The organism is Sorangium aterium (assembly GCF_028368935.1).
Lineage (GTDB): Bacteria > Myxococcota_A > Polyangia > Polyangiales > Polyangiaceae > Sorangium > Sorangium atrum.
Genome location: NZ_JAQNDK010000007.1, coordinates 264,651 through 291,024, shown reverse-complemented (window position 1 = coordinate 291,024; position 26,374 = coordinate 264,651). Strand labels below are relative to the sequence as shown.

Here is a 26,374-nt window from a genome sequence, read left to right as displayed (position 1 = left end):
ATGTTGCGCGAGCTCTCCCCCGGCCGCCGCGGGCTCATGGCCGTCGCCGCGCTGGCCGCCGCTTCCCACGCGACGGCCCTCGGCGGCGGCTACGTCTGGCTCGATCACGCGCACCTCCGGGAGGGGCGCGCGCTCGCGGCGCCCTCCGGCTGGCTCGGGCTGTTCACCCGGGGCTTCGCGGATACCAGCTTCTACCGGCCGCTCATGGCGCTGTCGCTCTCCATCGACGCGGCCGTGTCGAAGACGCCCGGCTTCTTCCACGCGGTCACGCTCGGCTGGCACGCGCTCGCGTCGGTCATGACCACCGTGGCGGCGCGGGCCCTCGGCCTCTCGCCCCGCGCGGCGCTGGCGGCCGGGCTGCTCTTCGCGGTGCATCCGACGACATCCCTGGTCGCTTCCGCGATCGCGTTCCGCTCGGAGGCGATGATAGCGGTCTTCCTCCTTGCGCTCGTCGCCGCGCACCAGGCGCAAAAGCCCGCTCTCGCAGCCGCGGCGCTCTTCGCCGGCGCGCTCACGAAGGAGACGGCGTGGCTGCTTGGTCCGCTGTTCGTCCTGGCGCTCTCCGCTGAACGACGTCGGGAGGGCGGCTCCCCGGCGCATGGGGGAGCCGCCCTGCACGCCGGGCCGCGCCCACAGGCATCCTCCGCTGACGGCGCGACGCGCCTGCGCCTGCTCGCAGCGGAAGGCGCCGCGTTCGCGGCCGCGACCGGCCTCCGCCTGCTGTACGCGCCCCGCTTCCGGGCCCAGCATCCCGCGCTGCCGCTCGACGAGAGCGTCGGCACGAGGCTCGCTGCGCTCGGGAAGAGCGCCCTGGCGCTGGTCGTGCCGCTCGACCAGAGCATCTGCGATGCGTTCCGGATCACCCGCACGGCGAGCCTTTCGGCCCTCTTCGGCGCCGCCGTGCTCGGTGGCGTCACCCTGCTCGCGTCACGACGGCGGGGCGTTGCATGGCTCTTCGCGCTCTCTCTCCTGCCGTCGCTGCAGCTCGTGCCGATCATGCGCTGGTGGTCGCCCCATTACCTCTATGTGCCGCTTGCGTTCGGCGCGATGCTCCTCGCCCACGCAGCCGACCGCCACGGCCGGCGCCTGTGGGCGCTGGTCCTTGTCCTCGGCGTGCCGTTCACGGCGCTCTCGCTGCGCGAAGGACGAAGGTATGCGAGCGATGAGCGCCTCTGGGCGCCGGAGGTGAGCCGCGAGCCCGCGTGCCGCGAGGGGCAGTTCTTCCTCGGCGAGGTGGCTCGGGACGCCCGCGACTGGGAGGCGGCCGCGTCGCGGTACGAGCGAGCCGCGGCGCCCGACGCCGACCATCTCTCGTACGCCGATGAGCTCGCGGCGCTCCAGAACCTCGGCGCTGTGCGCTTCGCTCAAGAGCGGTGGGCCGACGCTCGCGCTGCGTGGACGTCCGCGCTCGATCGCTCCGGCGACGATCGGGAGAAGCGCCAGATCACCCACAACCTAGCGACCGTCGCGCTTCGCAGCGGTGACCCGGCAGAAGCGGCCCGCCTGCTCGAGCCCGAGACCAGCCGCAAGGACGCGCTCCCCGAGTCGCTCCTCATTCGAGCCAGGGCATTGCACGATCTCGGCCGCGAGGACGAGGCTGTCGAGCTCGTGAAGAGGCTCCAAGGCATGGCGCAAAAGCGCGCCCGCGCTCGGTGAGCCGCTCGGACCCGCCGCATGCGCAGGCTGCACAGGCGTGGTGCGGAGCTGCGCTCAGGACCGCGGCGGCAGGAGCCCCGGCGAGCCTCCCGCTACCGCGTTCGGCAAGGCGCGCTCGTACCGATCGAGCGTGGCACACGCGATGCCGGAGCGGGACCGGGGCCTCCAGGGCCATGACGAGAGGAGCCGAGCGCATGCGCACTGGATGGATGGAAGGTAAAGGCCAGGGGAGTTCGGGCATGCGGCGCGCGAGGTTCGGCGCCGCCGAGCAGACGGCATGAAGGCCGCCGACGCGCTCGTTCTCTTCGGAGCGACGGGCGACCTGGCCTTCAAGAAGATCTTCCCGGCGCTGGCCGGGCTGATCCGCCGCCACAAGCTGGACGTGCCCATCATCGGCGTGGCCAAGAGCCCGTGGAGCATCGAGCAGCTCTACGCCCGCGTCCGCGAGAGCCTCGAGCGGGCGGGCGTGTTCGAGGCCGGCGTCCATCGCGAGCTGTGCGCGCGGCTCTCGTACGTGAGCGGGGATTACGCCGATCCGGCGACGTTCCACCGCCTCCGCGAGCGGCTCGGCACCGCCCAGCGGCCGCTCCACTACATGGCCGTGCCGCCCGCCCTGTTCGAAGAGGTCGTCAAGGCGCTCGATCGCTCCGGGTGCGTGCGGCGAGGGCGGCTCGTCGTCGAGAAGCCGTTCGGCCAGGATCTGGAGTCCGCTCGCGCGCTCTACCGCACGCTCGCGAGCGTCTTTCCGGAAGAGGAGATCTACCGGATCGACCACTTCCTCGGCAAAGAGCCGGTCCAGAACATCGTTTATTTTCGCTTCGCGAACGCGCTGCTCGAGCCGGTCTGGAACTCCCACCATGTCGAGAGCGTCCAGATCACCATGGCCGAGAGGTTCGGCATCGAGGGCCGCGGCCGGTTCTACGACGCGACCGGGTGCATCCGTGACGTCCTGCAAAACCATCTCCTGCAGGTGCTCGCGTGCCTCGCCATGGATCCACCCCCGTCCGGCGACGCCGACGCCGTGCGTGCGGAGCGCGTCCGGCTGCTGCGGGCCATCACGCCGCTCGATCCGGCGCACGTCGTCCGCGGTCAATACAACGGGTACCGCGGCGAGCCGGGCGTCGCGCCGGGGTCGCAGGTCGAGACGTTCTGCGCCGCGCGGCTCCGCATCCACACATGGCGCTGGGCGGGCGTGCCGTTCTGCATCCGCGCTGGCAAGCGCCTCGCCGTCACGGCGACCGAGGTGCTCGTCCTGCTGCGACGGCCTCCGCACGCCGTGTTCGAGGACGTCGGGCGCGGGGCTCCAGACTACGTGCGCATCCGGCTCGCTCCGGCGCCGGAGCTCGCTGTCGGCGTGCGGATCAAGGCGCCCGGCGAGCTGATGGCCGGACAGGCGACCGAGCTGCTCGTGACAAGCGACCTGTCCGAGGCGCTGGCGCCCTACGAGCGGCTCCTCGGCGATGCGCTCGCAGGCGATCCGACCCTGTTCGCGAGCCAGGCCGAAGTGGAGGCGCAATGGGCCGTTGTCGATCCGGTCCTGGACCAGGCGACTCCGCTCTCGCCCTATGAGCCGGGCAGCTGGGGCCCAGCCGAGGCCGACCGCCTCGTCGCCGACCTCGGCGGGTGGCGTACACCGACCGTGGCCACCCCGCTGGCGAGGAGAGCCGCATGACCGGGATTCGCGTGCTGCTCGCCGACGTGGACGGCGCGCTCCTCACGCCCGAGGGCGCGCTCACCCCCAGGGCGGAGCAGGCGGTGAGTCGGCTCCGCGACGCCGGCGTCGACCTCGCGCTGATGAGCAGGCGCTCGCCGCGCGGCCTGCGCGGCCTGCTCGGGCGGCTGGGGATCGCGACCCCCGTCGCCGCGTTCGGCGGCGCCATGCTGGTGCGGCCGGATCTCTCCCTGATCGAGCAGCACCCGATGGACAACGGCGCGGCCGCGGTCGTCATCGCGACCCTGGAGCGACACGGCGCCGCGGTCTGGGTCTACCAGGGTGACGACTGGCTGGTGCGCCGCGCCGACGCGCCGCACGTCGCGCGCGAGCAGGCGGTCGTGCAGTGTTTCCCCAGGGTCGTCGAGCGCTGGGAAGGCGTCGTGGACAGCGCGGTCAAGATCGTCGGCGTCAGCGACGACGCCGAGGTGCTGGAGCGCGGCGAGTCGGACCTCCGGGGGGCCTGCGCGTTCTTCTCGGCATCACGCCCCGTGCCTCATTGCATCGAGGTGATGCACCCTCGGGCCAACTCCGGAGAGGTCGCGAGGGCCCTCTCGGCGCGCCTCGGCGTCCCCGGCGCAGCCATGGCCACGATCGGCGAGCTGCCCGACCATGTGCTCATGTTCCGGGAGTGCGGGCTCAGCATCGCCATGGGGCAGGCGCGCGCCGTCGTGCAGCGACAAGCCGACTTCATCACGCTGTCGAACGCCGACGAGGGCTTCGCGCACGCCGTCGAGACCTGGCTGCTCGCCACGAGCGGTGGTGGCCAGTGAGGGACGAGCGTCACGCGCGGTCTCCGGCCCGGGGCGCCTGTCACATGCTGGCCACCGGCCGCTGTCGCGCGCTGGACCCGATCAGCAGCATCGACATGCCGCTGACGAGGACGTTGACGCCGACGAGCAGCCCGATCGCCCACGCCGCGGTGCTCGGCCAGCGCCACCAGATCAGGACCCCGAGCGCCAGCGCGAGCAGCCCGTCGAACAGGAGCCAACCCCAGCTGGGCATCTCGCGGTGCTGGAGCGCGCGGACGATCTTGAGGAAGCCTTCCGCGAAGAAGAACGCCGCGAGGATCAAGGTCAGCGTGACCGTGCCCGTCACCGGGAAGGCCACGATCAGGACGCCCGCGGCGAGCTGGATCAGGGCGCCCGCGAGCGACCAGGCGGAGTTGGCCCATCGCCGGTGCTGGACGGCGTGGACGCCCTGAAAGAGGCCGCTCGCCACGAGCACGCCCCCGATGGCGACCGCCGTGACCAGCGAGGCGATCACGGGCATGAGGATCGCGAGAGCACCAAGCACCAGAAGGGCAATGCCGAGCCCGATGAACGAGCCGCGGTTCTCCCGCAAGGTATGGGGCTCGACCAGTTGCAACCCGAAGCTCGTCGTGTGAACAGGGTCCTCCCAGCGATCAGCCATGTGTGTACCCTCCTCTTCCCGGAGCTGGAGTTTCGCCGTCATCGTGAACCGTGAATGGAAGCCCAGCGCCTCACCGGCGCGCCTGCCCGCCGCAGCGAGCGCCACGCGCTCCGCCGAGAGCGCATGAGCCGGGGGGGGGCACGGCAGGGGTCGGACCACGGCGAACAAGGTGCCGTCCCCGAGCGGTGTCAAGTGACCCCAGAGCGGCCGGTCTCGCGCTCCCGTGATCGGGTTGCTCACCCCCCGCACGCCCAGGCGATGGCGGACGGCCCTCTCCGCGGCGTGGTTCTACCAAGAATCGGCGCGGCCGGGCCGCTCGGCCGGCGAGCCAACGCAGGAGCGCCCGCCCGCGCTCACTCGTACCACGTCGGCACGATCTCCCGCACCTCGGGCAGCGCGGCGATACGACAGACCTGGTCCCATGCCGCGTCCTCGAGCGCGCCATGGCGCGCGGTGCACTCGGCGTCTCCCGTGGGGAAGAAGTACAGGGTCTCTTTCGACACATCGCACCTGGCGCGCCCGCCCGACGAGCCGGCCCGGATCGTGGGCGCGATGCCCCGCACGCGCGCGAGGAGCGCCGCGTCGCCCGACGGCAGGCAGAACTCCAGGGATCCATCGTTCACGCACCCCGTGTCCCTGGTGAACGCGAGCTTCTGGGTCGGGCACGACGGCGCAGGGGGCGGAGGCCCCTCGACGACCCCGTCCCCCGGCATGGACGGCGGCGCGGACGTACAGCTCGCCAAGCACGCTATCAGCCAACGAGAGATCGCGAATCGTCGCATGGATCCACTCCCCATGTGCGCGAGCGGCGCACCTGCAGCCGATATCGCACAGACGTTGGTCCTGTCAACCCGGAGGTCCCGCAGTTTGGGCTTGACGTCTCCAGAACGTTTCGGTGTGCTTTCCCACGGTTTCGGCGGGCTTCAACCTCGACGACCTCGGGCTGGTGCAAGGATGAACGTGCGGCTCCTCCTCTCGCTGTCTGCGCTGGGCGCTCCGCTGCTCGTTGCGACGAGCGGCTGGGCAAAGGACTACTACGTGGCCCCGGCGCCCGCCGGCAACGACGCGAACGCCGGCAGCGAAGACGCGCCGTTCGCGTCGATGGCCAAAGCGCAGAGCGTGGCCATGGCCGGCGACGTCTTCTACTTCAAGGGCGGCACGTACGCGTACACGGAGGGCACCACCACCTGCTCGAGCGGGACGGCGACCATCAGCGGTGTGGTGCTGAACAAGAGCGGGAGCGCCGGCAATCCCATCAGGTACTGGGCCGCGCCCGGCGAGAAGCCCGTCTTCGATTTCGACGGCATCAGGGATTCCTGCCGTATCAAGGGCATCCTCGTGTCCGGCAATTACATTCACCTCAAGGGGCTCGAGATCAAAGGCGTTCGCCAGAACAACAACCTGAACCACGAGTCCTGGGGAGTGTGGAACCAGGGGAGCAACAACATCTTCGAGGCGCTCGACGTCCACCACATCATGGGCGCCGGCATCTTCATCCAGCGCGGCAGCAACAACCTCGTGCTCAACTGCGACTCGCACGACAACTTCGACGAGCTCACGTCGAACGGCGCGGGCGAGAGCGCGGACGGCTTCGGCTGTCACGTCGGCGCCCGGGAGACGGGCAACGTATTTCGAGGCTGCCGCGCCTGGTGGAACGCGGACGACGGCTACGATTTCATCAACTCCGGCGCAGCCTGCCTCGTCGAGAACTCGTGGGCCTGGTACAACGGCTACAAGCCGGGGACGCAGACCGGCATCGGCAACGGCAACGGCTTCAAGGGCGGCGGCTACGGCGCCGATCCGGCGAAATTTCCGGCCGAGCCCGCGGCGCACACGGTGCAAAACTGCCTCGCCGCCTTCAACAGGGCGGCAGGGTTTTACGCGAACCACCACCCGAGCACGCTCTACTTCTACAACAACACTTCGTACGGCAATCGCCCCGACTTCAACATGCTCGGGATGGATTCGAACGGGAAGGACATCACCGTCGGGGTTTACCGGAACAACCTGGCGTTCGGCGGGACGCTGTTTTCGAACCGCAACGACGCCGACGACGCGAACAACTCCTGGACGGCGGGGGGTGTCACGGTCTCGAACGCGGACTTCCAAAACCCGTCCGAGATGGGGCTGGAAGCTCCGCGACAGGCCGACGGAAGCTTGCCCGTCCTCACGAATTTCCGCCTCGCGCCGGACAGCGACGCCATCGACAAGGGCGTCGACGTCGGGCTGCCCTACGCAGGCTCCGCTCCGGATCTTGGCTGCTTCGAGGCGGGGCTGGTCGAGACCGCGGGGGCCTCCGGCGCTGGCGGAGCGGGGGGCGCCGGCGCGGGCAGCGGCGGTACCGCGGATACGGGGTCGGGCGGCGCAAGCGCTAGCGAAGGAGCCACGAGCGGAGGAGCGACGAGCGGCGACGCAACCAGCGGCGGCACGACGAGCGTCGGTGGCGGCGGAACCTCGGGCACGGGCGGCGGTGGCACCAGTCCGAGCAGCGCCGACGATTCAGCCGGCTGCGCGTGCAGTATGCCTGGCGGCCACCGGCCAGGCGCAGCGAGCCTCGCGCTCCTCAACCTCGTGCTGTGGACCTTGAGAATGCGCCGGAAGCGCCGAGCCTCAGCCAGCGCATGAGCGCTGCCGCGGCCCGCGTGCCGCAGCCCTTCGCCGCTCTCTTGAATTTCGTACGAAGCGCGTTGGAACAACCATCACGTTGTTCTAGCGAGAAATGAACCGCCAAGACGCCATGAGACGCCAAGACGTCATAAAATAAAACAATATCTTGGCGTCTTATGGCGTCTTGGCGGTTCGAAATTCTGCGCATTTCGGGCAGTTTCAACCCGTTTGTCGCGCTAGACGGCCTATTGCCGGCGTGGTAATGCGTCCATCGCATGACCCCGAGCTCCAAGCCCCCGCTCCAGATCCGACGCGGCCATCTGTGGCCGCTCCTGTTGGCCCCGAGCGTGTTGTTGGCGAGTGCGGCCTGTTCTGACGGCGGCGCGGCTGACACAGACACTCCAGGGAGCGGCGGGGCTCAGACGAGCGCCGGCAGTTCGGGCGCAGGCGGCACCGTCACGACGGGTGGCACGACGGCGTCCGGCGGCGGCGCCACGGGCTCGGGCGGCGACGGTGCTGGGAGCGCCAGCGGGGGCGCCACCACGGGGACGGGCAGCGACGGAGCTGGGGGCGCCACCACGGGGACGGGCGGCGGATCGGGAAGCGGCGGAGGGCCCACGATCGACCCCGATGCGATCTTCGCGGCTCCGGATGGCTCGGCGGACGCGTCGGGAACGGTGAGCGATCCCATGACCTTGGCCGCCGCCCTCCTTCAGGCGGATGCGGGCGACACCATTTACCTGCGCGGGGGCACCTACGCGCTCAAGGCGACCCTCAGCCTGACCAAGGACGGCATGAGCGGCGCAACCATCGAGCTGCGCGCCTATCCCCTGGACAGCGAACGCCCCTTGCTCGACTTTTCCGCCATGGCGGAGAGCTCCAGCAATCGCGGGCTCGTCTTGTCCGGCGACTACTGGCACATCTACGGCATCGATGTTCTCCGAGCCGGCGACAACGGCATGTTCGTCAGCGGTTCGCACAACGTGATCGAATACTCCACGTTCGTCGAATGCGCCGACACCGGACTCCAGCTGGGCGGAGGGGCGGCCGACAACCTGGTGCTCAACTGCGACTCGTATTTCAACGCCGATTCCAGCCTGGAGAACGCCGACGGCTTCGCCGCCAAGCTCGACGTCGGCACGGGCAACAAGTTCGTGGGCTGCCGCGCCTGGAACAACCTCGATGACGGCTGGGACGGCTACCTGCGCCCTGCAGACAACGTCACGACGACCTACGACGGCTGCTGGGCCATCGACAACGGGAAGCTCAAGAATGGCTCGGTCGGCGCGGGCGACGGCAACGGCTTCAAGTCCGGCGGCAGCGACGGCAAAGATCTGCACCACAACGCCGTCTACACGCGGTGCATCGCCGCGGGGAACGTCAACGACGGCTTCGACCACAACAGCAATCGCGGCAGCGTCACGATCCTGAACAGCGCGGCGCACGCCAATGGCAGCAACATCAACTTCAGCACCTCCAACATCGCGGCCTCGTTGACCATCAGAAACACGATCTCTCTGGGGACGAACGGGTCACTGTCGGCGACGACCACGAACATCACCAACAACAGCTGGCAAGGCGGACTGTCCGCCACGAGCGGCGACTTCGTGAGCGTCGACACGAGCCTGCTCAAGGGCCCCCGCAAGGCCGATGGCAGCTTGCCGGACATCGACTACCTGAAGCTGGTGCCTGGCAGCGATCTCCGCGATGCGGGCATCGACGTAGGCGTGGAGTACAGCGGATCCGCGCCGGATCTCGGCCCCTTCGAGAGCGAAGAGTAGTCCCACCAGCACAGGCGCGTGAGCCAATCTGCTTGGCGCCCTGAATCCATCAAGCCGGCTTCTTGCCGAGCGCGAGCCCGATCCCGACCGCGGCCGCGCCGATCACGAACGGCAGGGCGCCCATCGAGGCGCCGATCGTCACGCACTGATTGGCCTCCTCCGTGCCGACGCGCCGGATCATCTCGCGCTGCGTGGCGTCGATCTCGACGCCGGGATAGCCGAGCGCCTCGTCCACGCGGGCGAGCCCCATGGAGCGGCCGAGCAGCCCGACCGACACGGCGCTGAGCCCCAGCAGCACGGCGACAGCGCCCGGGATCCAGGCAAAGCCGCGCGCCTTCGTCGCCAGCATCGCCGCCCCCACAAGGCCGGTCGCGATGCCGGCCGTCCCGGCAAGGAGGGCGAGCCACGCTGCCCACCCGCAGGCCTTGAACGCCTCCAAGACGCTGTGCATGCTGTCCCACTAGCGCAGCGCCGGCCCGGAGAGAAGCTCAGGGGGCCGTGCGCCCTGCGCGCCAGGGGCGCTGACGGGCAGACATTGGATACACAGGAAAATTGTGACCCACCTCAGCCTGCGGCTGGGATAACATCCCCTGGGACACCGATGGACGCGCAGAAGACCGTGGCGCTCGAGGCGGACCTGGACGCATTGCAGAAGGAAGTGCAGCGCCTGCGCTCCCGGGTCGCCGAGCTGGAGGGGGCCGACCGCAGCTTCCCGGAGCGCTTGCTCGACGCGCTGCCCAGCCTCGTTTACGTGCTCGATCTCGATGAGGGGCGGTACATCTATCGTAACCGGGAGCTCGCGGACCTCGTCGGAGGGGGCTGCGGAGCGGCCGAAGGCCCGCCCCGCGGTGACGGCCTGTCCCCGACAGTCCATCCGGACGATATCGGTCGCATCGAGGAGTACAGGGCTCGCGTGGCCGCCTCGGAGAGCGGAGAGCAGGCGACGGTGGAGTACCGTGTGCGTGGTCGTGACGGCGGCTGGCGATGGTTCCTCGAGCGAGGCGTCGCGCTCGGCCGCGATCCCGAGGGACCGGGGCGCCGGATGCTGGGATCGGCGCACGATATCACCGCGCACAAGCATACGGAGCAGATGCTCGAGCGGAGTGAGAGCCTGCTCCATGCGTTCCTCGAATACACGCCGTCGATGATGGTCGCGGTGGACGCCGCGGGCCGCCTCCTCCTCGTGAACCGCGAGATCGAGTCCTTTTACAGGATGAGCCGCGAGGAATTGCTCGGGCGGGTCGTCTACGACATTCTCCCGGCGCCGGCGGCCGCCTCGATACGAAAAGCCAATGAAGAGGTAGCGGCCGCCGGACGCCCGGGCGCATCCGAGCACGTGCTCGTCTTCCCGAGCGGTCCGCGCACCTACCTGTCGACCAAGTTCCCCATCCGCGACGCCGAGGGGAAGATCTACGCGGTCGGGACGGTCTCGGTGGACATCAGCCGAACGAAGCAGGCCGAGGCCGAGCGCGCGGAGATGCAGCGTCAGCTCATCGAGATACAGCAGGCGACGATCCAGGAGCTCATCACGCCGCTCCTGCCGCTGGCGCGCGGCGTCGTCGCGATGCCGATCGTCGGGAGCGTCGACCCCGCGCGCGCCGAGCAGATCCTGACGACGTTGCTTGAAGGGATCGCCGACCGGCAGGCCAAGATCGCCATCCTCGACATCACCGGGGTGAAGATCGTCGACGAGCGGGTGGCGCAATCCTTGGTCGACGCGGCCCGGGCCGCGGGGCTGCTCGGCACCCGGGTCGTGCTCACCGGGATCAAGCCGCAGATCGCGCAGACGCTCACGACGATGGGCGCCGATCTGAGCGGCATCGTGACCACAGGGACCCTGGAGAGCGGCATTGCCTACGCGCTCGGACGCCGGCTCCGCCGGTAACCGAGCGCGCTCCCACCGAGAGGCCGGGTGTACGCCGCTACGCACAAGGCCTTCACAGCATTGGCGGAGCCCGCGAGGATCGGAAGAGCAGTATTCTTACGCCCCTGACGGTGTATCCTAGAGCGGCGGTCTCCCGCACAGGAGACGGGCCCAGATCGGCGTTTTCGGCGCGCAAGCGCACTCCGGTGCGCTGAGCACCGAAAACGTCGAGGTGGGCCCGTATCCGAAGCGGGTGACCGTCGCTCTGGTGATGACATGCGCCCGCGCCCATAACGGAACGCGGGGCGCTGTCGGTACAACGTGCGATGTGACCCAGGAGGTTGCCTATGAAGCCTGGAGTGATGCCGTTACGTGGCGCGATCGTGGTGACCATGGCCGTCAGCCTGGTCGCGGGGGCGGCGCTGGCCCGCGGCGTGCCGATGCTGCAGAGTTACGATCCGATGCCCGGTCCCTCGCCCTGGGGCCCTGACGACGAGGCGGGCGCCTCCAACACGCAGACGCCGGACAAGGTCCTGGAGGGCAAGCGCCTGATCAAGGAGGGCAAGGTCTACCGCCTGGGTCACGTCTACGAGCCGGGGATGCCGACGTTCCCGGGCAACCAGGGGCTCTCGATGGAGGCCGGGCCGACCGCGGTGATCCAGCAGCAGGTCACGAACTCCGAGGTGATGCACGGGGAGTTCGGCCAGATGGGGACGGAGTTCGACGCGCTGGGCCATTTCGGCTACATCCCGCCCGGGAGCACGGACCCGGCCGACGCGCTCTTCTACAACCAGTTCACTGGCGCCGAGATCCTCACGGAAGACGGGCTCGCGCACCTCGGCGTCGAGCATGTGAAACCGCTCGTCACGCGCGGCGTGCTCCTCGACGTCAAGCGCTACGCGAACGGCGGGCAGACGCTCGCGTTCGGCCAGGAGATCACGCTGCCCATGGTGATGCAGACGCTGCGCGCGCAGAAAATGGACGCGCGCGACATCGGCGTCGGCGACGTCGTGCTGATCTTCACGGGCTGGGAGGAGAACTGGGAGCTCGGCACCGAGGGGTATTACACGCAGCCGGGCGTGGGGTTGGCCCAGCCGGGGATCGGGCTCGAGGTCGCGAAGTGGCTCTCATCGAAGGGCATCGCCTGCGTCGGGTCGGACAATTTCGGCATCGAGGTCACCCCGCCGAAGCCTCCGGTGGCGCCGGGGGTGGTCTTCCCGGTGCACCATCACCTGCTGGTGAAGAGCGGAATCTTCATGCACGAGGTGATGGTGCTCTCGGAGCTGGCCGCGGATCTGGCCGCGGAGCTCCAGCAGCATCCCCACGGCCACAAGAGCCCCTACGAGTTCTTCTACGTCTACAGCCCGCTGCCCCTCCGGGGCGCGTCCGGCTCACCGGGGATCCCGCTCGCGATCCGGTGAGCGGATCGGCGCGCCGGGGCCGCGCGCGCCCCAGTGTCGCCAGTCTCCTCTGGGCCTCTGTCGTTCGAGCTCTCTCTTCAGGGGGCCAGAAGCGCCCTCAGCCACGCCGCGCAGACGTCAACCGAGGCGCTTTCTCATGCTCAGGCTCGTGATCCGGTAGCCGAGCGACTCATAGAGCCGCCGCGCCCGCGTGTTCTGCGCGAAGACGTGGAGCTCGATATCCCGCGCGCCCAGCCCGCAGGCGGCCTCCTCGGCGAGGACCATGACCCGGCGCCCGAGGCCTCGGCCGCGGGCGTCCTCACGCAGATGAATATCGTAGATGAACGCGCTTCGAAACCCGTCCACGCTGGTGATCCCGATCCAGAGGTGCCCGACCACGGCATTCCCTTCCAGCACCGAATAGAGGTGGTGGTCGGGGGTGCCGAGCCCTTGCGGCAGGAGCGCCTCCACCTGGGAGCGCGCGTTGCGCTGCGCGTCCGGAGGTCGGGCGTCCACGGCGCTCGCGCGCTCGCCCGCGTACGAAGAGATCACGAGCTCGACGAACGCATCGAGCTCGGTGGCATCGAGCGGCCGCAGGGCGACGAGCAAGTCGGTCATCGGTAGATCCTACTTTCGCCTGCCCGGCCGATGAGCGGACCATGACCCGGCGCTCGAGGAAGTCCGCCCGCGCATCAAGTGTAGGCAACGATGCCCCTGCTGCGCTTCACCGTGGCAGACGCAAAGAAGCCACCGCAGTCGTCCTTCCGACGGCATCCTTCGCACGCTTCGAGGTAGACGTTCTTCCAGTCCGAAATGCTCTTTCGCGCAAACCGATGTAGCCTCGGGTCCAGAGCACATAGCTGATGATTGTAGATCGACGTCATCAATCCGGCCCGTTCCAGCGTCATGACGGCCTCGCCAAGGGCGCTCTGGTAGTCAACCGGATCAATCCACAGCGCCTCGAGATTGGCCTTTGCGAACCCCACGGGCTCGAGGCCCATGAACGCAACGTGATCCACGAAGGTCAGGTTCCTCGCAACGAACCGTGCGAACTCGGGCATCCGCACGACAGTCTCGCGATGGATCACAAACCGCAGCTCCACGCGAACACGTCGCCGCTTCAGGTTCAAGATCCCCCGCACCGTCTCGTCGAAGGCTCCCCTGGCCTGCACGACATAATCGTGCTCCTCCGGTAGATCCGAGTAGAGCGGGATGCCGAACATCAGGTCCGGATGCTTCACGTCACCTATGCAACGCGCAAAGCCGCCGTCGGCGAACCTCCGACCGTTGGAGAGCACATGCACGCTCGTGCGAGGCAGGCATCGGCGGAGAAGCACGAGAAGCTGGACGAGCCGCTCACCGAGAAGAGCTGGTTCACCGCCAGTGATCCCGATCTCTGTGGCCTCCGAGGAAATCAACGGGATAGCCTGCTCGAGATCGTCCACGAGCCAGCTGTCGTCGTGATCTTTGGGCGGCTGAGAGCACATCAGGCAAAAGTTATCACAACGCTCGGTAACGAGGAACGTGTTCGACCGGGAGGCCGCTCTGTAAAGCGCCGAGACCGAGCCCCGCGCGGGGTCAATCCGCACCACGTCCCCATTCCGCAGGTAATGGTGCTCCGAACCGAGGAGATAAACGTCCTTCCGATCCGCAATTCCCATCCCTCGGCGCAGGAGGTATCCTCGAAAGCCCAGCGGCAACTCAGGCGCGTCAGCAGACAGTAGAAGCAGGTTGTTCGCTCGCTCCGGCTCGGAAAGCGCAAGATCTTCCGAGACCCGCGCGATAAACGGCGTGTGCGACGTCGAAGACAATGCTCGCAAGCCTCGCGCCGATAGCTTCACCAACATGAGTTCACACCCAGCGCAGCAGGATGTCCCGCGCTTCAGCGTCGGTCTCGAGGAGCCCGATGAGGTGCCGCAATACGCCCATCTGTTTCGCACAGAACGAGCTGAATGCCTTGTGCCCAACGGCATCGCCCTGCGTTGCCCGGTGGAATACAGGGTCCGCGCCGCAATAGGGAAGGAAAGGACAATCGGCGCACATGGGGCTACCCTCGAGCATGGTGTCGCTCAGCGACGAGAGGAGTGCTTCAGATGTCATCAGGGCCTCGTAGTCCTCCTGATCGACGTGTCCCAAGCGGAAGGTCTGGTCGCCCATCTCGGCCAGCATGCGCCCCTCGTCCGAGGCGTACACCGCCCCGTCGTAGTTGTACACGAGCGCCCCAATCCCGATGCCCGCTGGGGACTGTAGATCGACGTATGCAGAGCCCAGGGGAGAAAATATCTTCTGAAGCAGGATGGTCGTGTAGTCCTCCCGCAAAAGGTAGCCTCCAGCATTGATTCGCAGGATGTGCGAAAGGCCACGCTTGTAGAAATCGAGCCAGTCTTCAACACCATATCGCTTGACGAGGCTCCGCGTTGCGAATCCGTACGGGCTCAGGCTTCGAAGAAAAATGCCGTGGAATCCGAGACGCACGTACTCGTCAATAATCTCGTGAACGCGATGCAAACTCCTCGGCGTTGTCGTCATGAGCGCCGAGACCCGGTCCGGTCCGAGGACCTCACGCGCCCTGTGAATCCCATCAATCGTCTTCTGGTAGCTGCCGCCCCCGCGCGTTGGCCGCTGGGAATCGTGCAAGTCGGCCGGCCCGTCCAGCGAGGTTGACAAGTACACGCCGTGCTCGTGGCAAAAGGACAAGACGTCGTCTGACAGGCGCGACAGGTTGGAGGTGATCACGAACTGGAGATCGCGTCGATGGCGCTGATTAAGCTCCTGCGCGCGCTCCACGATGCGACAGACCAAGGGGAAATTAAGGAGCGGCTCGCCCCCCTGAAACTCGATCTTGATGCGCTCGCTCGGGCTCCGAAAGACGAGGTCCAGCGCCTTGTCGGCGTGCGCCTCCGTCATGTCGTACTGGGTGACGTCCTCTGATTGCCTGGAAACCTGGCAATACTGGCATGAGTGATCGCACCGCAGCGTGACGACGAAGATGTGGAGCCCCGTGAACTCCGCGATACGATCCACGCGGCTCCTGTACTTCAACGCCAGCAGATCAAAGGCAACAGAAGAGTCATCTTCATAGAGAAAGTGGCGGGATTTCAGCGTTCTATACGCGTTCGTGTCCTTCGCGAGCCTCCGCTCGACGAACGCGACGAGCTCGTCGCGCTCAAGGCGAACGTACTCTCCGACGTCGTTCGTTACGATGTAGGTATTTCCGTCAAGATGGCCGAGTCTGAGAGGCAGGAGGCAATATCCCGCGCGTGGTGCGTAAGCGCTCCTCGGCTGAAAGACTGGATGCACGATGTCATCCTCGAGGAGGAATGCGCGCGCGAGAGAAGGCATGCGCGAGGATGAGCGTCCGAAGCGATACTGTCTCTTCCCCGACCTTCTCCCGAAGCTCTTGATCCAGCAGCTCCTGAAAGAAGACCCTCGCTACTTCGAGCGCTGCCTGCTCGCCGGTCGCAGGCGGAAAGGCGAGCGTAACGTCGAGCGAGTGATCATCGATCTGGCCAATCACGGCGGTGCACTTCGCGGCCATCCGGTAGGCGGCTTTCTGCACGGCCGCAAGGCGGTAAGCACGGAGATCGACGGTGAACGCGATACGTCCATCTCGGAAGGCGAACGGCGCACCTGTATCGGCCCTCGTGGTCTTCATGCGACTACCACTGGATCACGATCATGCCTGTCTGCCCCTCGGACAGAAAAATGCGGGTGTTCGTGTCGCCAACGAATTGGTTCACCACGCGGACCTCGTGTGTGCCCGACGCCAGGACGAGCGTCGCCGTAGAGTCCGTGCCCACGAGCTTTCCATCCACGAAGATCCTCCCACCAGGATAGGCCACGAGCGACACGACGGCCGGCTTCGGCGGTGGGGGCGGAGGCTCAGGTGCAGGCTCCTCGTACGACCCCCTCCAGCCCGACCCGTGACCGCCGGAGTAGTGGCTGCTGTGAGATCGATGCGACTGATGGGAGCGATGGGAGCGATGGGCGAGGTACATCGGCTGCTGGATGCCGGGCGCGGTGAGCAGCAGCGGGTCGTCGTCGCCGTCGTCGTCGGGCCTTCGAGGCGCCTGCGCGAGCGCACTCGGGACGAGCGTGTTCGACGATGTCGCTCCCTGGATGATCGCCATGACGGCCGTTCCGAGGGCGACGAGGGGGGACCGCGGAGGCACACCGCAGTATCCTCGGGGTAAGGCCGCGGAGTCAAGACGGCCACGTAGCTGGTGGCGCGAGCGTGCTCCGATGAGGCCGGTGCGGCGGCAAGTCGTAAGGGGGCTCGTGGGCTCTACACGGATCGCCTGGATATAAGGTACGCTTCCACGGGATGGCTCCAACGCCGTACCGAGACGAGGAGAACGGCAGCCCGACCGCGAGCGTCGACCTGCCGGCTGCGCTGCGAGCATGGGCACGCACCGAGTTTGGTGCACCCCGACGGATCGAAGAATTGATCACCTCCGTGAGCGAGCGCGACGAGGTGATCACGCGCGTCGCGACGACGGTGATCCGCCGCGACCTCGTCCCGCAGCGCATCCCCACCCACGACCGTAGGAGCCGCAGCGCGAGCCCTGAGGATCCTGCGTCGCTCGATCCTTTCAGCGGCACGATGGAGGAGCTGCGCACGCGTACGGAACATGTCGATCGCTGCGCGTCGTGCAGCGGCAGCGGCATCGGCCCGTGCCCAGCGTGCAGGGGCAGCGGCAGGCAACCCTGCGGGAACTGCTCCGGCAGCGGGAAGGTCCTGAAGCATTACAAGAAGTCAAGCAAGTACATCAACTGCTCGGTATGTCGCGGCGGCGGCGCCGTAGGGTGCGGCGAATGCTTGTCCAAGGGGACGATCACATGCGTGGGTTGCTCGGGGAGCGGCCGGCAGCTCGTCTGGTGGACATACCGAGAAAGTGCGCGGGTTGTCGTACAGCTCTCCACCGACAGCCCCATCGTGCACGCACACCCTCAGCTGCTGGAGGACCGGTTCCTCGGGCCATCCGACCTGGAGGCGTTCGTGCGGCTCGCCTCGGTGGAGGCCGAGGGGAGCATCGCCCGAGGAACACTCTCGCCGGAGGACGACATTGCGGCGCGAAGACAGACGCCCGCGCTCGATCGTCGGATCGAGCGGATCCGGGCGCAGCAACTTCTCCGCCTTGGCGTCCTCCGGCGCGACGTGCACTACGAGATGTGTGGTGCCGAGGGGACCGTCGTGCTGTCCGGCGCGAGCCTCGCCGGGGCCTCGACGCCAGCAGCCGTGGGCCCTATCCGTCGCCGTCTGGTGCTTTGGGGGCTCGCCTCGTTGGTGCTGCTCATCGGCGGTGCCTGCTACATGTCGGCCCTTCTCGGCCCGACCAGTTATTTTCGCTCGGTCAACCGAGCCATCGCGTTTTCCTCGTTGACCGGCATGGCCACGGCGATCGTAGGAGTCGGAGGGCTGCTTCGCGCGCTTCGCCCCGGCGTCCGCTTCTGGCCGCTTGGCATCATCGCGCAGGTCACGACGGTGATCAGCGCTGCGGCGTTTCTGCTCTGTCCCGTGGTCGCTTATTTTGGTAGGCCAAGCACGGAGGAGCTTCAGCATGCAGTCACCGCGGGAGATCTCGACCGTGCGCGGGTCGTCGCGGAGGCTCTCGAAGCTACGGCGCCTTCCGAGAAGTTAGCGGACGCCATCGACGAGCTCCGTCTCGCAGAGGCGGAGCGGCTCTCTGGAGATGCGCGTCTCGACCAACTGGACGCGGTCGCGTCGCGGGACGGCAGCCATGCAGGCCGGGCCAAGACAAACGCGCAGCATGCACGCATCGAGGCAATCGAGGCAGCGCTCGCGGCGAACCGCGTTGCGGATGCCGTCGACCTGCTCAAACGCTGGTCGTTGCAGCTCTCCGATGCCCCGGAGCGCGGCGAGCTCGAGGCGCGCGCGTTCGAAGCGCAGGGAGTCGCCTGTTCCGACGATATATGCCGGTTCGCCGCAGCGAGGGGGGCCAAGGCGGCCCGCAGCTCTCCGGAGCGCGAGGCCATGCTCGACAGCGCGCGGCGGAAGGTGACGGAAGAGCTCGACACCCGAACGGTCCCCGCGAGCGATCTCCTCGCCCGAGTACGCTGGCTTCGATCGTTGTCGAAGCTCGCTGTGACGGCGCAAAAGGCCGCTCGAGGCGACAGTGAGGTTCAGGAAAAGGCAAACGCAGCGTCGGCCTGGGCGCGCGCCGAGCTCGGCAAGGTGGTCCTGATCGGTGCACCGGTGCCCGTGGTGGACGAGCTCCTCGAGCGGGATGCGGGCTCCGCAAGCTCCGGGTGGCCCGAGCTGAAGGGCGTGTCGGTGTACGCGGCGAAGGTCGGAAGCGTCTGCTCCGGCCTTTTCGTGGTCGGGGCAACGCCGGGGGTGCGGTCCCTCTACGGCAACGAAGAGGGGCTCCGCCGGCTGCTCGCGCAGGCCACGGGTCGCCCCGAGGCGACGTTGCGCGCCCGTGCGGCCTCCTCGAAGACGCACTCGGTCTCAACATGGGTTGAGGGCAGCACACCGGTGATGGCGCGGTGGAACGACACGACGTTGATGGAGTTGCGCATCGGGAGGGCGAGTCCCTGAGCGGCTCCAACGCTTCAGCGCGCTCGCCGCACGCCAGATTTGGCTCCCTTTCATGGTGACTTCGCGACCTGCCCGCAGGAGCTTCGGTATTCGCCCAGCTTGTCGGTGAGCCAGCGCGCGCGCCCGGAGCCATGCGCGTGACGGGGAATGAGGTCGACGGCGCGCCTGTACCCGGAGCGCGTCGGGGCAGCGCCCGAGCGCGAACAGGCTCGCGGCGTACGTGTCGAGGGTCGAGGCGTCCCAGGGGGCGAGCATCGCGGCCTTCGTGGCCAGCGGAAGCGCCTCCTGCGGGTGCTCCGTGGTGACGAGCGCCCACGCGACACAGCACAACCCGTGACCCACAGCAGCCACGAGGCGAGCAGCAGGAGGCAGATCGCTGGGTTTTCACGTACATGAGCGCCCTCCCGCGCGGTCCGTTGCGGGTGGCAAGCATGGACGAGGCAGTCAGCGGCCGTCCATCGACGCGAGAAGGGGAGAGAGAGATAGATCCGTTCAAGCGCTCCCCCACCGCCTCGCGCCTCCGGCGCTGCGGAGAAGCAAACAGCTCATCGAGCCCCTCGATCCGAACCATTCCACGCAAAGCCAAGGCTCACCCGCATTCATCACGCCATGGCCCCATGTGGCATCGCGTTCAATGCGGCGTCAGAGCGCATGGAACAGACGCTGAGCGGCTGGAGAGGGCCTTCGCCTCGTCCGCCTGGCAGCGCGTCGCGCCCTGGTCTCACGTCGCACATTGTGGGTCGCGTTCCACGCCGAGGTGGACCCAGGTCCCGGTTCAATCCGTCGGCAGGGACGGCACGAGCGAGCGTCGTACAGCTGACTGCGCCGGCCGAGCGCATCCCTTGCCGCTCCTGTCCGGGATTTGCCACTGCGCGTCAGAGCGATTCACGCGATTGGGCTCGCCCCGCAGGTTTCCAGGACGTGTCCAAGGCGTCTCTTCCGGCGGCGTCGAGGGAACAACCAGGCCACGCCGGCGAACTCGACAGCTCCACCCGGGGTGCTCGGCCCGCTCGCTCGCTCCGCTGCTCCCGGTCTGATAGAATGGTCGTTGGCCATGCTCGAGCTCCTCCGCAACGCGCACCACACGGTGACGATCGACCCGGTCTTGCAGATCGCGCGGGTCACGCGGAGCCCGCTGCCGACCGAGTCTGCCGCGCAGTTCGAGGCGCTGTGGATGGAGGTGGGGCGCGCGCTCGACCGGGTCGACCGCCATCGGCTGTGTCTGCTCATCGATCTGCGCGCGGCGGCGGGGCGGAATGATCCCCAGTTCGAGGCGGCGATGCAGCGGATTCGGCCGGTCGTGATGGGCGGCTTCCGGCGCATCGCCATCCTCGTGCGCACGACCGCGGGGGCGCTGCAGATCCAGCGCCATGTCCGCGAGGACGGCATCGAGCGGATGATCGGCAGCGACGAAGCCCGGCTGCTCGACTATCTCCGCGAAGCACCGGCGCGCGTCCGTTGATGCGGGTCGCGATCGGCGCAGCCCCCCAGGAGGCGCGCAGCTGCGCCGTCTGCGATCTGCATCGAAGTGTCCTCCGTCCGGCAATATCCATCGCGGTGTCGCATGATCCGTGAGGAGACGATGATCCGAAGTCACCCGCGGCGCCGCCGCAGGGCGCACCGCTGCCAACCATGCTCCATCCCAGGTCGCCCCCCGGCGCGGGCCACGGCACGCCCTCTACAGTGCTCAGGCGAGCCAGACGCGGCTCACCTTTCGTGACCAGCCGGCGACGATTTTTGTAACTCATCGAAAACGAACGACTTTGTGGGCCAGCGACCGCGCCCCCCACGCGGGCTCCCGGCGACCTCCTGGGCCGGTGAGGTATCGCACTCGAGGGACGTGGCCAGTCGAAGACAGGGACGGATCACCTCTCCTGGACGCCGCGAGCCATGTCCTTCTCGAGGTTGTACAGCCCCTGTACTTCGGTTTTCTCGTTTGCTGTGGGATGTGCTTGTCAGTTCGCGAATTGGCCGTATAGTAGATTCGAGTCGCGCCCCTGCCGTCCGCAATGCAGTCATGCGGCGTGTTGCAGCGCTCGTGTCGCTCCGCCAGGTCGAGGCTCCATCCGTCCCAGGTTCGCTCCGGCGATGTTTTGGACGGTGTGTTCCGTACCGGAGAAACACGGCGCGACGGGAGGACAGCGGGGCATGCCTGGCGCTCGATGAGCGGCCGAGTTGAAGATTGGCAGTCTACTCGATGGGGGGAGCGGGGTATGGAGGTACGGACCTATCGCGGTATCGAGGCTCGTGTTCTCAAGGATCCACGGACCTCGCGGCGGCTCGCCATCGCGCACGTGGTGAGCAGCTTCCAGACCGGCGGCGCCGAGCAGGTGGTCGTCGATCTCGCCGCGTCCCAGCGCGCCGCGGGCCATGACGTGCTGGCGGTCGCGATCGCGGAGGATCCAGACGGCCCGCGCGCGGAGCAGCTCCGGCGGCGCGGGGTCGAGGTGCGCCTCGTGCCGAAATGCCCGGGGTTCGACGCGACGCTCACCGCCCGCCTCGCCGCGCTGTTCGCGACGAAGGGCGTCATGCTCGTCCACGCGCACAACCACCTTTCGCTCATCTACGCGGCGCCCGCCGGATGGCTGCACCGGGTCCCGGTCATCCACACGAAGCACGGCGTGTCCCAGGACATGCATGGACGGCGCTGGCTGCGCCGCGCCGCGTCTGCGTTCGTCGATGCCCATGTCGCGGTGTCGCAGCCGACCGCCGCGGTCGTCCTCGGCCGGCGCGAGGTCGACCCGCCGAAGCTGCATGTCGTGGTGAACGGCGTCGATCTATCGCGGTTCGCGCCGGATCCTGCGGCCAGGGCGCGGGTGCGGGCCGAGCTCGCGATTCCGCGAGACGCCTGGGTCGTCGGGAGCGTGGGGCGCCTCTCTCCCGTGAAGAACCACGCTTTGCTCGTGCGCGCCGCCGCGACGTCGCTGCCCCGGAACGGACGGGTGCTCCTCGTCGGCGAGGGCGCCGAGCGCGGGCGGCTCGACGCCCTCGCGCGCGAGCTCGGGGTGTCCGAGCGCGTGCTGTTCGCAGGGGAGCGCCACGACGTGCCGGCGCTCCTCGCCGCGCTCGACGTGTTCGCGCTGCCGTCCCTGTCGGAGGGCCTGCCGCTCGCGCTCCTCGAGGCGATGGCCGCTGGGCTTCCGGCCGTTGCGACCGACGTGGGCGGCGTATCGACCGTGCTCGTCCACGGGGAGACGGGCTACCTCGTGCCGTCCGACGAGGTAGCGCCGCTCGCTGCAAGGCTCTCGGAGCTCCACGCCAATCCGGCCCGCGCCGCGCAGATGGGCCGGTGCGGCCGGAGGCTCGCGCTCCGGCGCCACTCCGCCATCCGGATGGCCGAGCGCTACATGGATCTGTACGCGCTGCTTCTCCTGCGGCGCTCGCAGCGTGTCGCCGCTGTCCGCCCGAGCGCCGTGCTCGCCCGGATCTGGGGCGCGAACCAGGCGCCGCGCGCGACCACCGCCGCCCCGCGCCGCGACGACAGGCGAGCTCTCGACGAGCACCCGACGTCGCGCTCGCCGGCGCCGCCCGCGAGCTGATCAGGCGGCGGAGCGCCGCCGTCACCGGACGCTGCTGCTTTCAAACGCTCTCGAGGGGGGATGACTCATGTCGAACGCAATGCGATGGCTCTCCGATCTCCTCGCCGCGCCGTGGGCGACGAGACCATTCACGCCGATGATGCACGGACATTCGACCATCATCGTGATGCATCGGCTCGCGGACCCGGATCGCGGGATCGAGGGCCTCGATCCACGGGCCCTCCGGCGCGCGCTGCAGTTCCTGAGGCGCGAGCGGTATCCGATCGTGCCGCTCGAGCGGGTGTTCCGGAGCCTCGCGGGCGAGGAGCCGCCCATCGACCGGGGCGTCGCCTTCACGATGGATGACGGCACGATCGACCAGGCGACGGTCGCCGCGCCGATCTTCGCGGAGTTCGATTGCCCGGCCACCATCTTCGTGGTGAGCGGCTATCTGGACGGCGATCTGTGGTGCTGGTGGCACCGCGTGGAGCACGTGTTCGAGACGACGCGGCGCCGCGAGCTCAGCGTGACGATGGACGGCCTCCGCCACGTCATCCGCCTGGACGACGGCGTCCCGCGGGCGCTGCTCGCGCGGCGCTTCATGGAGCGGTGCAAGCGCGTACCCGAGACCGAGAAGCTCCGCGCCATCGAGCGGCTCGCCGCCGCGGCCGAGGTCGATCTCCCGGCGCGCCCTCCCGCGCGTTACGCGCCCATGTCGTGGGATGACGTCCGCGCGTGCGAGGCGCGCGGCATCACGTTCGGTCCGCACACCGTCACCCATCCGGTGCTCTCCAGGACGAGCGACGCGCAATCGAAGCACGAGATCCACGTGTCCTGGGCGCGCCTGCGCGCCGAGGCCAGGCGCCCGGTCCCCGTCTTCTGTTATCCGAACGGGCATGTGGGGACGGACTTCGGTCCTCGCGAGTGCGCGACGCTTCGCCGGCTCGGCTTCCTGGGAGCCGTGACCAACTGGCCTGGCGACTATGCGACCGTCGACGGATTCCGTAGCTCTGCGGACGCGCCGTTCTCGGTACCCCGGATCGACTTCGGCGCGGATCACCGGAGCTTCATCCGCTCGGTGTCGGGCGTCCTGCGGACCAAGCACGTGCTGCAGCGGCAGCTCGCCCTGCGAGGCGCGGCGGCGCCGGTCGATCCGGGCCCGACGCTCGATGGATCTCAGGACGAAGCCCAGCGCCCGTCGGCCTCGCCGGTCGAGTGATCGTGGAGCTCGCGCGCGGCCGCTCATGCGGTCGCGGACGGCGCAGCCCCGCCGGCGTGCGCCGGAGCGCCACGCGCTGCTCACCGCGAGTGGATCGCGTGCGCCCGAGGAGCCCGGCCGGGCGCTCACTTCTTACGATACGCGCCGGGCGTCGTTCCCGTGCGGCGCTTGAACGCCGTCGTGAGGTGCCCCTGATTGGAGAAGCCGCACTCCAGGGCGATCTCCGCGATGGACAGCCGCTCGTCCTGGAGCATGGTCATCGCCCTCTCGATGCGGCGTGAAATGACGTACTGGTGCGGAGTCTGGTGAAAGGCGTTCTTGAACAAGCGCGAGAAATGGTCCGGCGAGTAGCCCACCAGCCCCGCCAGGTCGACCAGCCCGAAGTTCGAGGAGAGCTCGCTGTCCACGAATTTTTCGATCTGGGTGCGCTGGCTCCTCGAGAGGCTCGCGTTGCGCAGCGAGATCTCCGCCCCTGATCCCGCTCCGTACCGCGCGGATAGGTAGGAAGCCAGCGCCAGGCAGAGCGACTGCACGTAGACGGCCCCGAAGTACTCCTGGCCCGCGGCCTGCGCCTGCAGGCGATGGACCAGGTCGACGACATGGGCGTCCACCAGACCGAACCGCGGCTCCCGCTCCGGGACCAGCACGCCGGACGGAGACGCGCAGAGCGCCAACATGGATGCTTCGGGGAAGTTCACCGACGTGCACACGGAGGGCCGCCCCCGCCACGCGACGCTGTACAGCCTGGTCCTCCGCGGCAAGAGATCCATCATTCCCGAGAGCCGCTCGAAGGAATGCTCCCGGACCTCGCCCGAGCTCGGCTCCGCGAAGCGGATGTCGACCTGCGAGGGGCCTCCCGTCCAGACCAGGACCGCATCGCTCTCCGCCGAGAGTCCCTCGAGCCGGCCGCTCTCGGGCACGTGCCCGATCCGGAGGGGCAGCCCCACCCAGTCCGATCCGGTGAGAGCCGCCCCGTACTTCGTTGAAAACTCCGCGGTCATGCGTGGGGTCGCCCAGGAGCATCGTCGGCGTCGAGGAAGACGGGGGTCAAGCCCCTCGTGCGCTGGGCGTGTGAACGCACACGCACCGCTGCACGCTGGTGCTGGCGCTGGCGCTGGGCCGATCGGGTCCCGCGCGTCGGGATCCTGAAAACGTTCGCCGGGAATTTGAACGACGTCGATGCGAGCGCCACGTACCGTTCCCTTCACTTCCTCGCAGAGCCCGAGCGGGTGGTGCGGCGCTGCGCCGAGCCCCCGTCCCCTCTGCCAACAACACAATTTTCTTCGGTCGTTGACCGGGAGCGCTGCTCACATGTCTACCTCGACCTCTCCGCTGCTCGTCCGCCGTGGCGCATTCGGCACCTTTGCCCGCGGGATTCCGCTCGTGGGCCTTCTCCTGGTCGGCTCTATGGCCTGCTCCAGCGCTTCGGATGGGTCGTCCGATGACTCGACTGGCTCCGGAGGAGGTGCTTCTTCTTCTTCCTCCGGCGGCCCCCAGACGACGAGCACGGGCGAGGGCTCGGGCGTCTCCTCGACCACGAGCGGAGCTGGCAGCACGACGACGGCGGCGACCAGCGGCTCGGGCGGCGAGGCATCTTCCAGCAGCTCGAGCAGCGCCGAAGGGGCTGGGGGCGCGAGCAGCAGCAGCAGCGCTGCGGAAACCTCGAGCGGCAGCGGGGGCTCGCCCGAAACAGGGTTCCAGCCTTGCCCTGCGACGGGCCCTTGCAAGATCCTGCCCCTCGGGGACTCGATCACCTTCGGTCTCGGCTTCGACGGCGGGTACCGGGTCGAGCTCTTCCACCTTGCCACGCAAGACGGCCACGAGGTCACGTTCACGGGCACGCAGCAGATGAACGGCCCCGCGATGGTCGACGGCAAGCCGTTCCCCCGCAATCACGAGGGCATCAGCGGAGAGACCATCCAGCAGATCGCCAACCGTGTGCCGACCCCGGCGCTCCGCGACGTGCCGCACATCGTGCTGCTCCATGCCGGCACCAATGACATGTATCAAAGCCCGAACGGCGCCGACACCCGCCTGGGCGCCCTCATCGACGAGCTGATCGCCGGCGCGCCCGACGCGCTGATCGTCGTGAGCAACATCATTCCTTTCCCGAGCGGCGCAAACGCGGTCAGCACGTACAACGCCAAGGTCCCCGGGGTGGTCCAGGAGCGCGCCAACAAGGGCGCGCACGTCATCTTCGTCGATCAGTTCAAGGATTTCCCCACGTCCGAGCTCGGCGACGGGGTCCATCCCAACAAGGCCGGCTACGCCCGCATGGCGGGCGTCTGGTACGACGCGATCTCCGACTACCTGAGGTGAGCTGGGCGCCGGCCCGATCGAGAGACCGCCGCCCCGCTCGGAGCGCGGCGGCGCGATTGCCCGACACCACGAGCATTCCGTCCCCGCGCGCTGAGCACGGCGCAACAGCGGCCGATTGACGACCACGCTTGCGTGCGCCGGCGCGCGATGTGTACGCTCGTCCGGTGCGCGCCTCGGTCGGTGAGATGCAGGAGCACGGCGGGGCCGGCCATCTCGGCGCGTCTGTGCGCGTGTTCTTTCGCGAATTCCTGACGGACACGGGCGCGCAGCGCACAGCGCGCCAGCGGATCCGGACCGCCGCTCGCGTGAGGCTCCTTGTCGCTG

Annotated in this window: 22 protein-coding genes; 12 read left to right on the top strand and 10 right to left on the bottom strand. The window is 68.4% G+C overall.

All coding sequences use genetic code 11. The features are described 5' to 3' along the window. From POL72_RS48980 to POL72_RS48970, 3 genes are all read left to right on the top strand, one after another. Complete coding sequence (locus POL72_RS48980; RefSeq protein WP_272104197.1) at positions 1-1,656, top strand: tetratricopeptide repeat protein; 1,656 nt, start codon at positions 1-3, stop codon at positions 1,654-1,656. Between the two features lie 277 nt (positions 1,657-1,933). After that, the gene (gene zwf / locus POL72_RS48975) at positions 1,934-3,328 is read left to right on the top strand and encodes a glucose-6-phosphate dehydrogenase (RefSeq protein ID WP_272104196.1); all 1,395 of its coding nucleotides are present in this window, start codon (positions 1,934-1,936) and stop codon (positions 3,326-3,328) included. Then, on the top strand, positions 3,325-4,140 hold the full coding sequence (locus tag POL72_RS48970) for an HAD hydrolase family protein (RefSeq protein WP_272104194.1): 816 nt from the start codon (positions 3,325-3,327) through the stop codon (positions 4,138-4,140). Before zwf ends, POL72_RS48970 begins: the two co-directional genes overlap by 4 nt. A 40-nt stretch (positions 4,141-4,180) precedes the next feature. Here the strand turns inward: POL72_RS48970 and POL72_RS48965 are convergent, their stop codons facing one another. Both POL72_RS48965 and POL72_RS48960 read right to left on the bottom strand, forming a co-directional pair. Beyond that, a complete protein-coding gene (locus POL72_RS48965; protein ID WP_272104193.1) occupies positions 4,181-4,780 on the bottom strand; it encodes an HdeD family acid-resistance protein in 600 nt (199 codons plus the stop codon). 353 nt (positions 4,781-5,133) lie between these two features. Next, positions 5,134-5,523 carry a hypothetical protein gene (locus POL72_RS48960; protein ID WP_272104191.1) on the bottom strand — a complete coding sequence of 130 codons (390 nt, stop codon included), beginning with the start codon at positions 5,521-5,523 and terminating at the stop codon, positions 5,134-5,136. 211 nt (positions 5,524-5,734) lie between these two features. Here POL72_RS48960 and POL72_RS48955 point away from each other — a divergent pair, with 211 nt between their 5' ends. Next, positions 5,735-7,405 carry a right-handed parallel beta-helix repeat-containing protein gene (locus POL72_RS48955; protein WP_272104189.1) on the top strand — a complete coding sequence of 557 codons (1,671 nt, stop codon included), beginning with the start codon at positions 5,735-5,737 and terminating at the stop codon, positions 7,403-7,405. Positions 7,406-7,805: 400 nt separating this feature from the next. On the opposite strand, the gene POL72_RS48950 is transcribed toward POL72_RS48955, so the two are convergent. Beyond that, complete coding sequence (locus tag POL72_RS48950; protein WP_272104188.1) at positions 7,806-8,078, bottom strand: hypothetical protein; 273 nt, start codon at positions 8,076-8,078, stop codon at positions 7,806-7,808. Here POL72_RS48950 and POL72_RS48945 point away from each other — a divergent pair. Then, entirely contained in the window at positions 8,077-9,168 is a 1,092-nt protein-coding gene (locus POL72_RS48945) for a right-handed parallel beta-helix repeat-containing protein (protein WP_272104186.1), read from the top strand. The genes POL72_RS48950 and POL72_RS48945 overlap by 2 nt on opposite strands. Before the next feature lie 49 nt (positions 9,169-9,217). On the opposite strand, the gene POL72_RS48940 is transcribed toward POL72_RS48945, so the two are convergent. Then, the gene (locus POL72_RS48940; RefSeq protein ID WP_272104184.1) at positions 9,218-9,619 is read right to left on the bottom strand and encodes a hypothetical protein; all 402 of its coding nucleotides are present in this window, start codon (positions 9,617-9,619) and stop codon (positions 9,218-9,220) included. Positions 9,620-9,769: 150 nt separating this feature from the next. Between POL72_RS48940 and POL72_RS48935 the strand changes: the two genes are divergently transcribed. Both POL72_RS48935 and POL72_RS48930 read left to right on the top strand, forming a co-directional pair. Further along, positions 9,770-11,053, top strand: a complete 1,284-nt coding sequence (locus tag POL72_RS48935) for a PAS domain-containing protein (RefSeq protein ID WP_272104183.1) — start codon at positions 9,770-9,772, stop codon at positions 11,051-11,053. Between the two features lie 326 nt (positions 11,054-11,379). Next, positions 11,380-12,453, top strand: a complete 1,074-nt coding sequence (locus POL72_RS48930) for a cyclase family protein (protein ID WP_272104181.1) — start codon at positions 11,380-11,382, stop codon at positions 12,451-12,453. Between the two features lie 117 nt (positions 12,454-12,570). Here POL72_RS48930 and POL72_RS48925 read toward each other — a convergent pair whose 3' ends face one another. The 5 genes from POL72_RS48925 to POL72_RS48905 form a co-directional block, all read right to left on the bottom strand. Then, on the bottom strand, positions 12,571-13,050 hold the full coding sequence (locus POL72_RS48925) for a GNAT family N-acetyltransferase (protein WP_272104179.1): 480 nt from the start codon (positions 13,048-13,050) through the stop codon (positions 12,571-12,573). A 74-nt stretch (positions 13,051-13,124) separates the two neighbouring features. Next, complete coding sequence (gene hxsC / locus POL72_RS48920; protein WP_272104178.1) at positions 13,125-14,279, bottom strand: His-Xaa-Ser system radical SAM maturase HxsC; 1,155 nt, start codon at positions 14,277-14,279, stop codon at positions 13,125-13,127. Positions 14,280-14,283: 4 nt separating this feature from the next. Then, complete coding sequence (gene hxsB, locus POL72_RS48915) at positions 14,284-15,732, bottom strand: His-Xaa-Ser system radical SAM maturase HxsB (protein WP_272104177.1); 1,449 nt, start codon at positions 15,730-15,732, stop codon at positions 14,284-14,286. 4 nt (positions 15,733-15,736) lie between these two features. Next, entirely contained in the window at positions 15,737-16,087 is a 351-nt protein-coding gene (hxsD, locus tag POL72_RS48910) for a His-Xaa-Ser system protein HxsD (protein ID WP_272104175.1), read from the bottom strand. A 4-nt stretch (positions 16,088-16,091) separates the two neighbouring features. After that, complete coding sequence (locus tag POL72_RS48905) at positions 16,092-16,604, bottom strand: peptidase associated/transthyretin-like domain-containing protein (protein WP_272104173.1); 513 nt, start codon at positions 16,602-16,604, stop codon at positions 16,092-16,094. A gap of 284 nt (positions 16,605-16,888) precedes the next feature. Here POL72_RS48905 and POL72_RS48900 point away from each other — a divergent pair, with 284 nt between their 5' ends. From POL72_RS48900 to POL72_RS48885, 4 genes are all read left to right on the top strand, one after another. Next, a complete protein-coding gene (locus POL72_RS48900) occupies positions 16,889-18,994 on the top strand; it encodes a DnaJ-like cysteine-rich domain-containing protein (RefSeq protein ID WP_272104172.1) in 2,106 nt (701 codons plus the stop codon). 1,054 nt (positions 18,995-20,048) lie between these two features. Then, positions 20,049-20,456 carry a hypothetical protein gene (locus tag POL72_RS48895; RefSeq protein ID WP_272104171.1) on the top strand — a complete coding sequence of 136 codons (408 nt, stop codon included), beginning with the start codon at positions 20,049-20,051 and terminating at the stop codon, positions 20,454-20,456. Between the two features lie 751 nt (positions 20,457-21,207). Next, positions 21,208-22,533, top strand: a complete 1,326-nt coding sequence (locus POL72_RS48890) for a glycosyltransferase (protein WP_272104169.1) — start codon at positions 21,208-21,210, stop codon at positions 22,531-22,533. A 67-nt stretch (positions 22,534-22,600) separates the two neighbouring features. Further along, positions 22,601-23,731: a polysaccharide deacetylase family protein gene (locus POL72_RS48885; protein WP_272104167.1), complete on the top strand. Its 1,131-nt coding sequence runs from the start codon at positions 22,601-22,603 to the stop codon at positions 23,729-23,731. A 125-nt stretch (positions 23,732-23,856) separates the two neighbouring features. On the opposite strand, the gene POL72_RS48880 is transcribed toward POL72_RS48885, so the two are convergent. Beyond that, complete coding sequence (locus POL72_RS48880) at positions 23,857-24,732, bottom strand: helix-turn-helix domain-containing protein (protein ID WP_272104165.1); 876 nt, start codon at positions 24,730-24,732, stop codon at positions 23,857-23,859. 310 nt (positions 24,733-25,042) lie between these two features. Here POL72_RS48880 and POL72_RS48875 point away from each other — a divergent pair, with 310 nt between their 5' ends. Beyond that, entirely contained in the window at positions 25,043-26,050 is a 1,008-nt protein-coding gene (locus POL72_RS48875) for an SGNH/GDSL hydrolase family protein (protein ID WP_272104164.1), read from the top strand. Positions 26,051-26,374: the final 324 nt, after the last annotated feature.

What these genes read in the sequence shown, in the direction of transcription:
- POL72_RS48980 (WP_272104197.1), top strand. Translation starts at nt 1, where the DNA reads ATGTTGCGCGAGCTCTCCCCCGGCCGCCGCGGGCTCATGGCCGTCGCC.
- zwf (WP_272104196.1), top strand. Translation starts at nt 1,934, where the DNA reads ATGAAGGCCGCCGACGCGCTCGTTCTCTTCGGAGCGACGGGCGACCTG.
- POL72_RS48970 (WP_272104194.1), top strand. Translation starts at nt 3,325, where the DNA reads ATGACCGGGATTCGCGTGCTGCTCGCCGACGTGGACGGCGCGCTCCTC.
- POL72_RS48965 (WP_272104193.1), bottom strand. Translation starts at nt 4,780, where the DNA reads ATGGCTGATCGCTGGGAGGACCCTGTTCACACGACGAGCTTCGGGTTG.
- POL72_RS48955 (WP_272104189.1), top strand. Translation starts at nt 5,735, where the DNA reads ATGAACGTGCGGCTCCTCCTCTCGCTGTCTGCGCTGGGCGCTCCGCTG.
- POL72_RS48945 (WP_272104186.1), top strand. Translation starts at nt 8,077, where the DNA reads ATGACCTTGGCCGCCGCCCTCCTTCAGGCGGATGCGGGCGACACCATT.
- POL72_RS48950 (WP_272104188.1), bottom strand. Translation starts at nt 8,078, where the DNA reads ATGGGATCGCTCACCGTTCCCGACGCGTCCGCCGAGCCATCCGGAGCC.
- POL72_RS48940 (WP_272104184.1), bottom strand. Translation starts at nt 9,619, where the DNA reads ATGCACAGCGTCTTGGAGGCGTTCAAGGCCTGCGGGTGGGCAGCGTGG.
- POL72_RS48935 (WP_272104183.1), top strand. Translation starts at nt 9,770, where the DNA reads ATGGACGCGCAGAAGACCGTGGCGCTCGAGGCGGACCTGGACGCATTG.
- POL72_RS48930 (WP_272104181.1), top strand. Translation starts at nt 11,380, where the DNA reads ATGAAGCCTGGAGTGATGCCGTTACGTGGCGCGATCGTGGTGACCATG.
- POL72_RS48925 (WP_272104179.1), bottom strand. Translation starts at nt 13,050, where the DNA reads ATGACCGACTTGCTCGTCGCCCTGCGGCCGCTCGATGCCACCGAGCTC.
- hxsC (WP_272104178.1), bottom strand. Translation starts at nt 14,279, where the DNA reads ATGTTGGTGAAGCTATCGGCGCGAGGCTTGCGAGCATTGTCTTCGACG.
- hxsD (WP_272104175.1), bottom strand. Translation starts at nt 16,087, where the DNA reads ATGAAGACCACGAGGGCCGATACAGGTGCGCCGTTCGCCTTCCGAGAT.
- POL72_RS48895 (WP_272104171.1), top strand. Translation starts at nt 20,049, where the DNA reads ATGCTCGAGCTCCTCCGCAACGCGCACCACACGGTGACGATCGACCCG.
- POL72_RS48890 (WP_272104169.1), top strand. Translation starts at nt 21,208, where the DNA reads ATGGAGGTACGGACCTATCGCGGTATCGAGGCTCGTGTTCTCAAGGAT.
- POL72_RS48885 (WP_272104167.1), top strand. Translation starts at nt 22,601, where the DNA reads ATGTCGAACGCAATGCGATGGCTCTCCGATCTCCTCGCCGCGCCGTGG.
- POL72_RS48880 (WP_272104165.1), bottom strand. Translation starts at nt 24,732, where the DNA reads ATGACCGCGGAGTTTTCAACGAAGTACGGGGCGGCTCTCACCGGATCG.
- POL72_RS48875 (WP_272104164.1), top strand. Translation starts at nt 25,043, where the DNA reads ATGTCTACCTCGACCTCTCCGCTGCTCGTCCGCCGTGGCGCATTCGGC.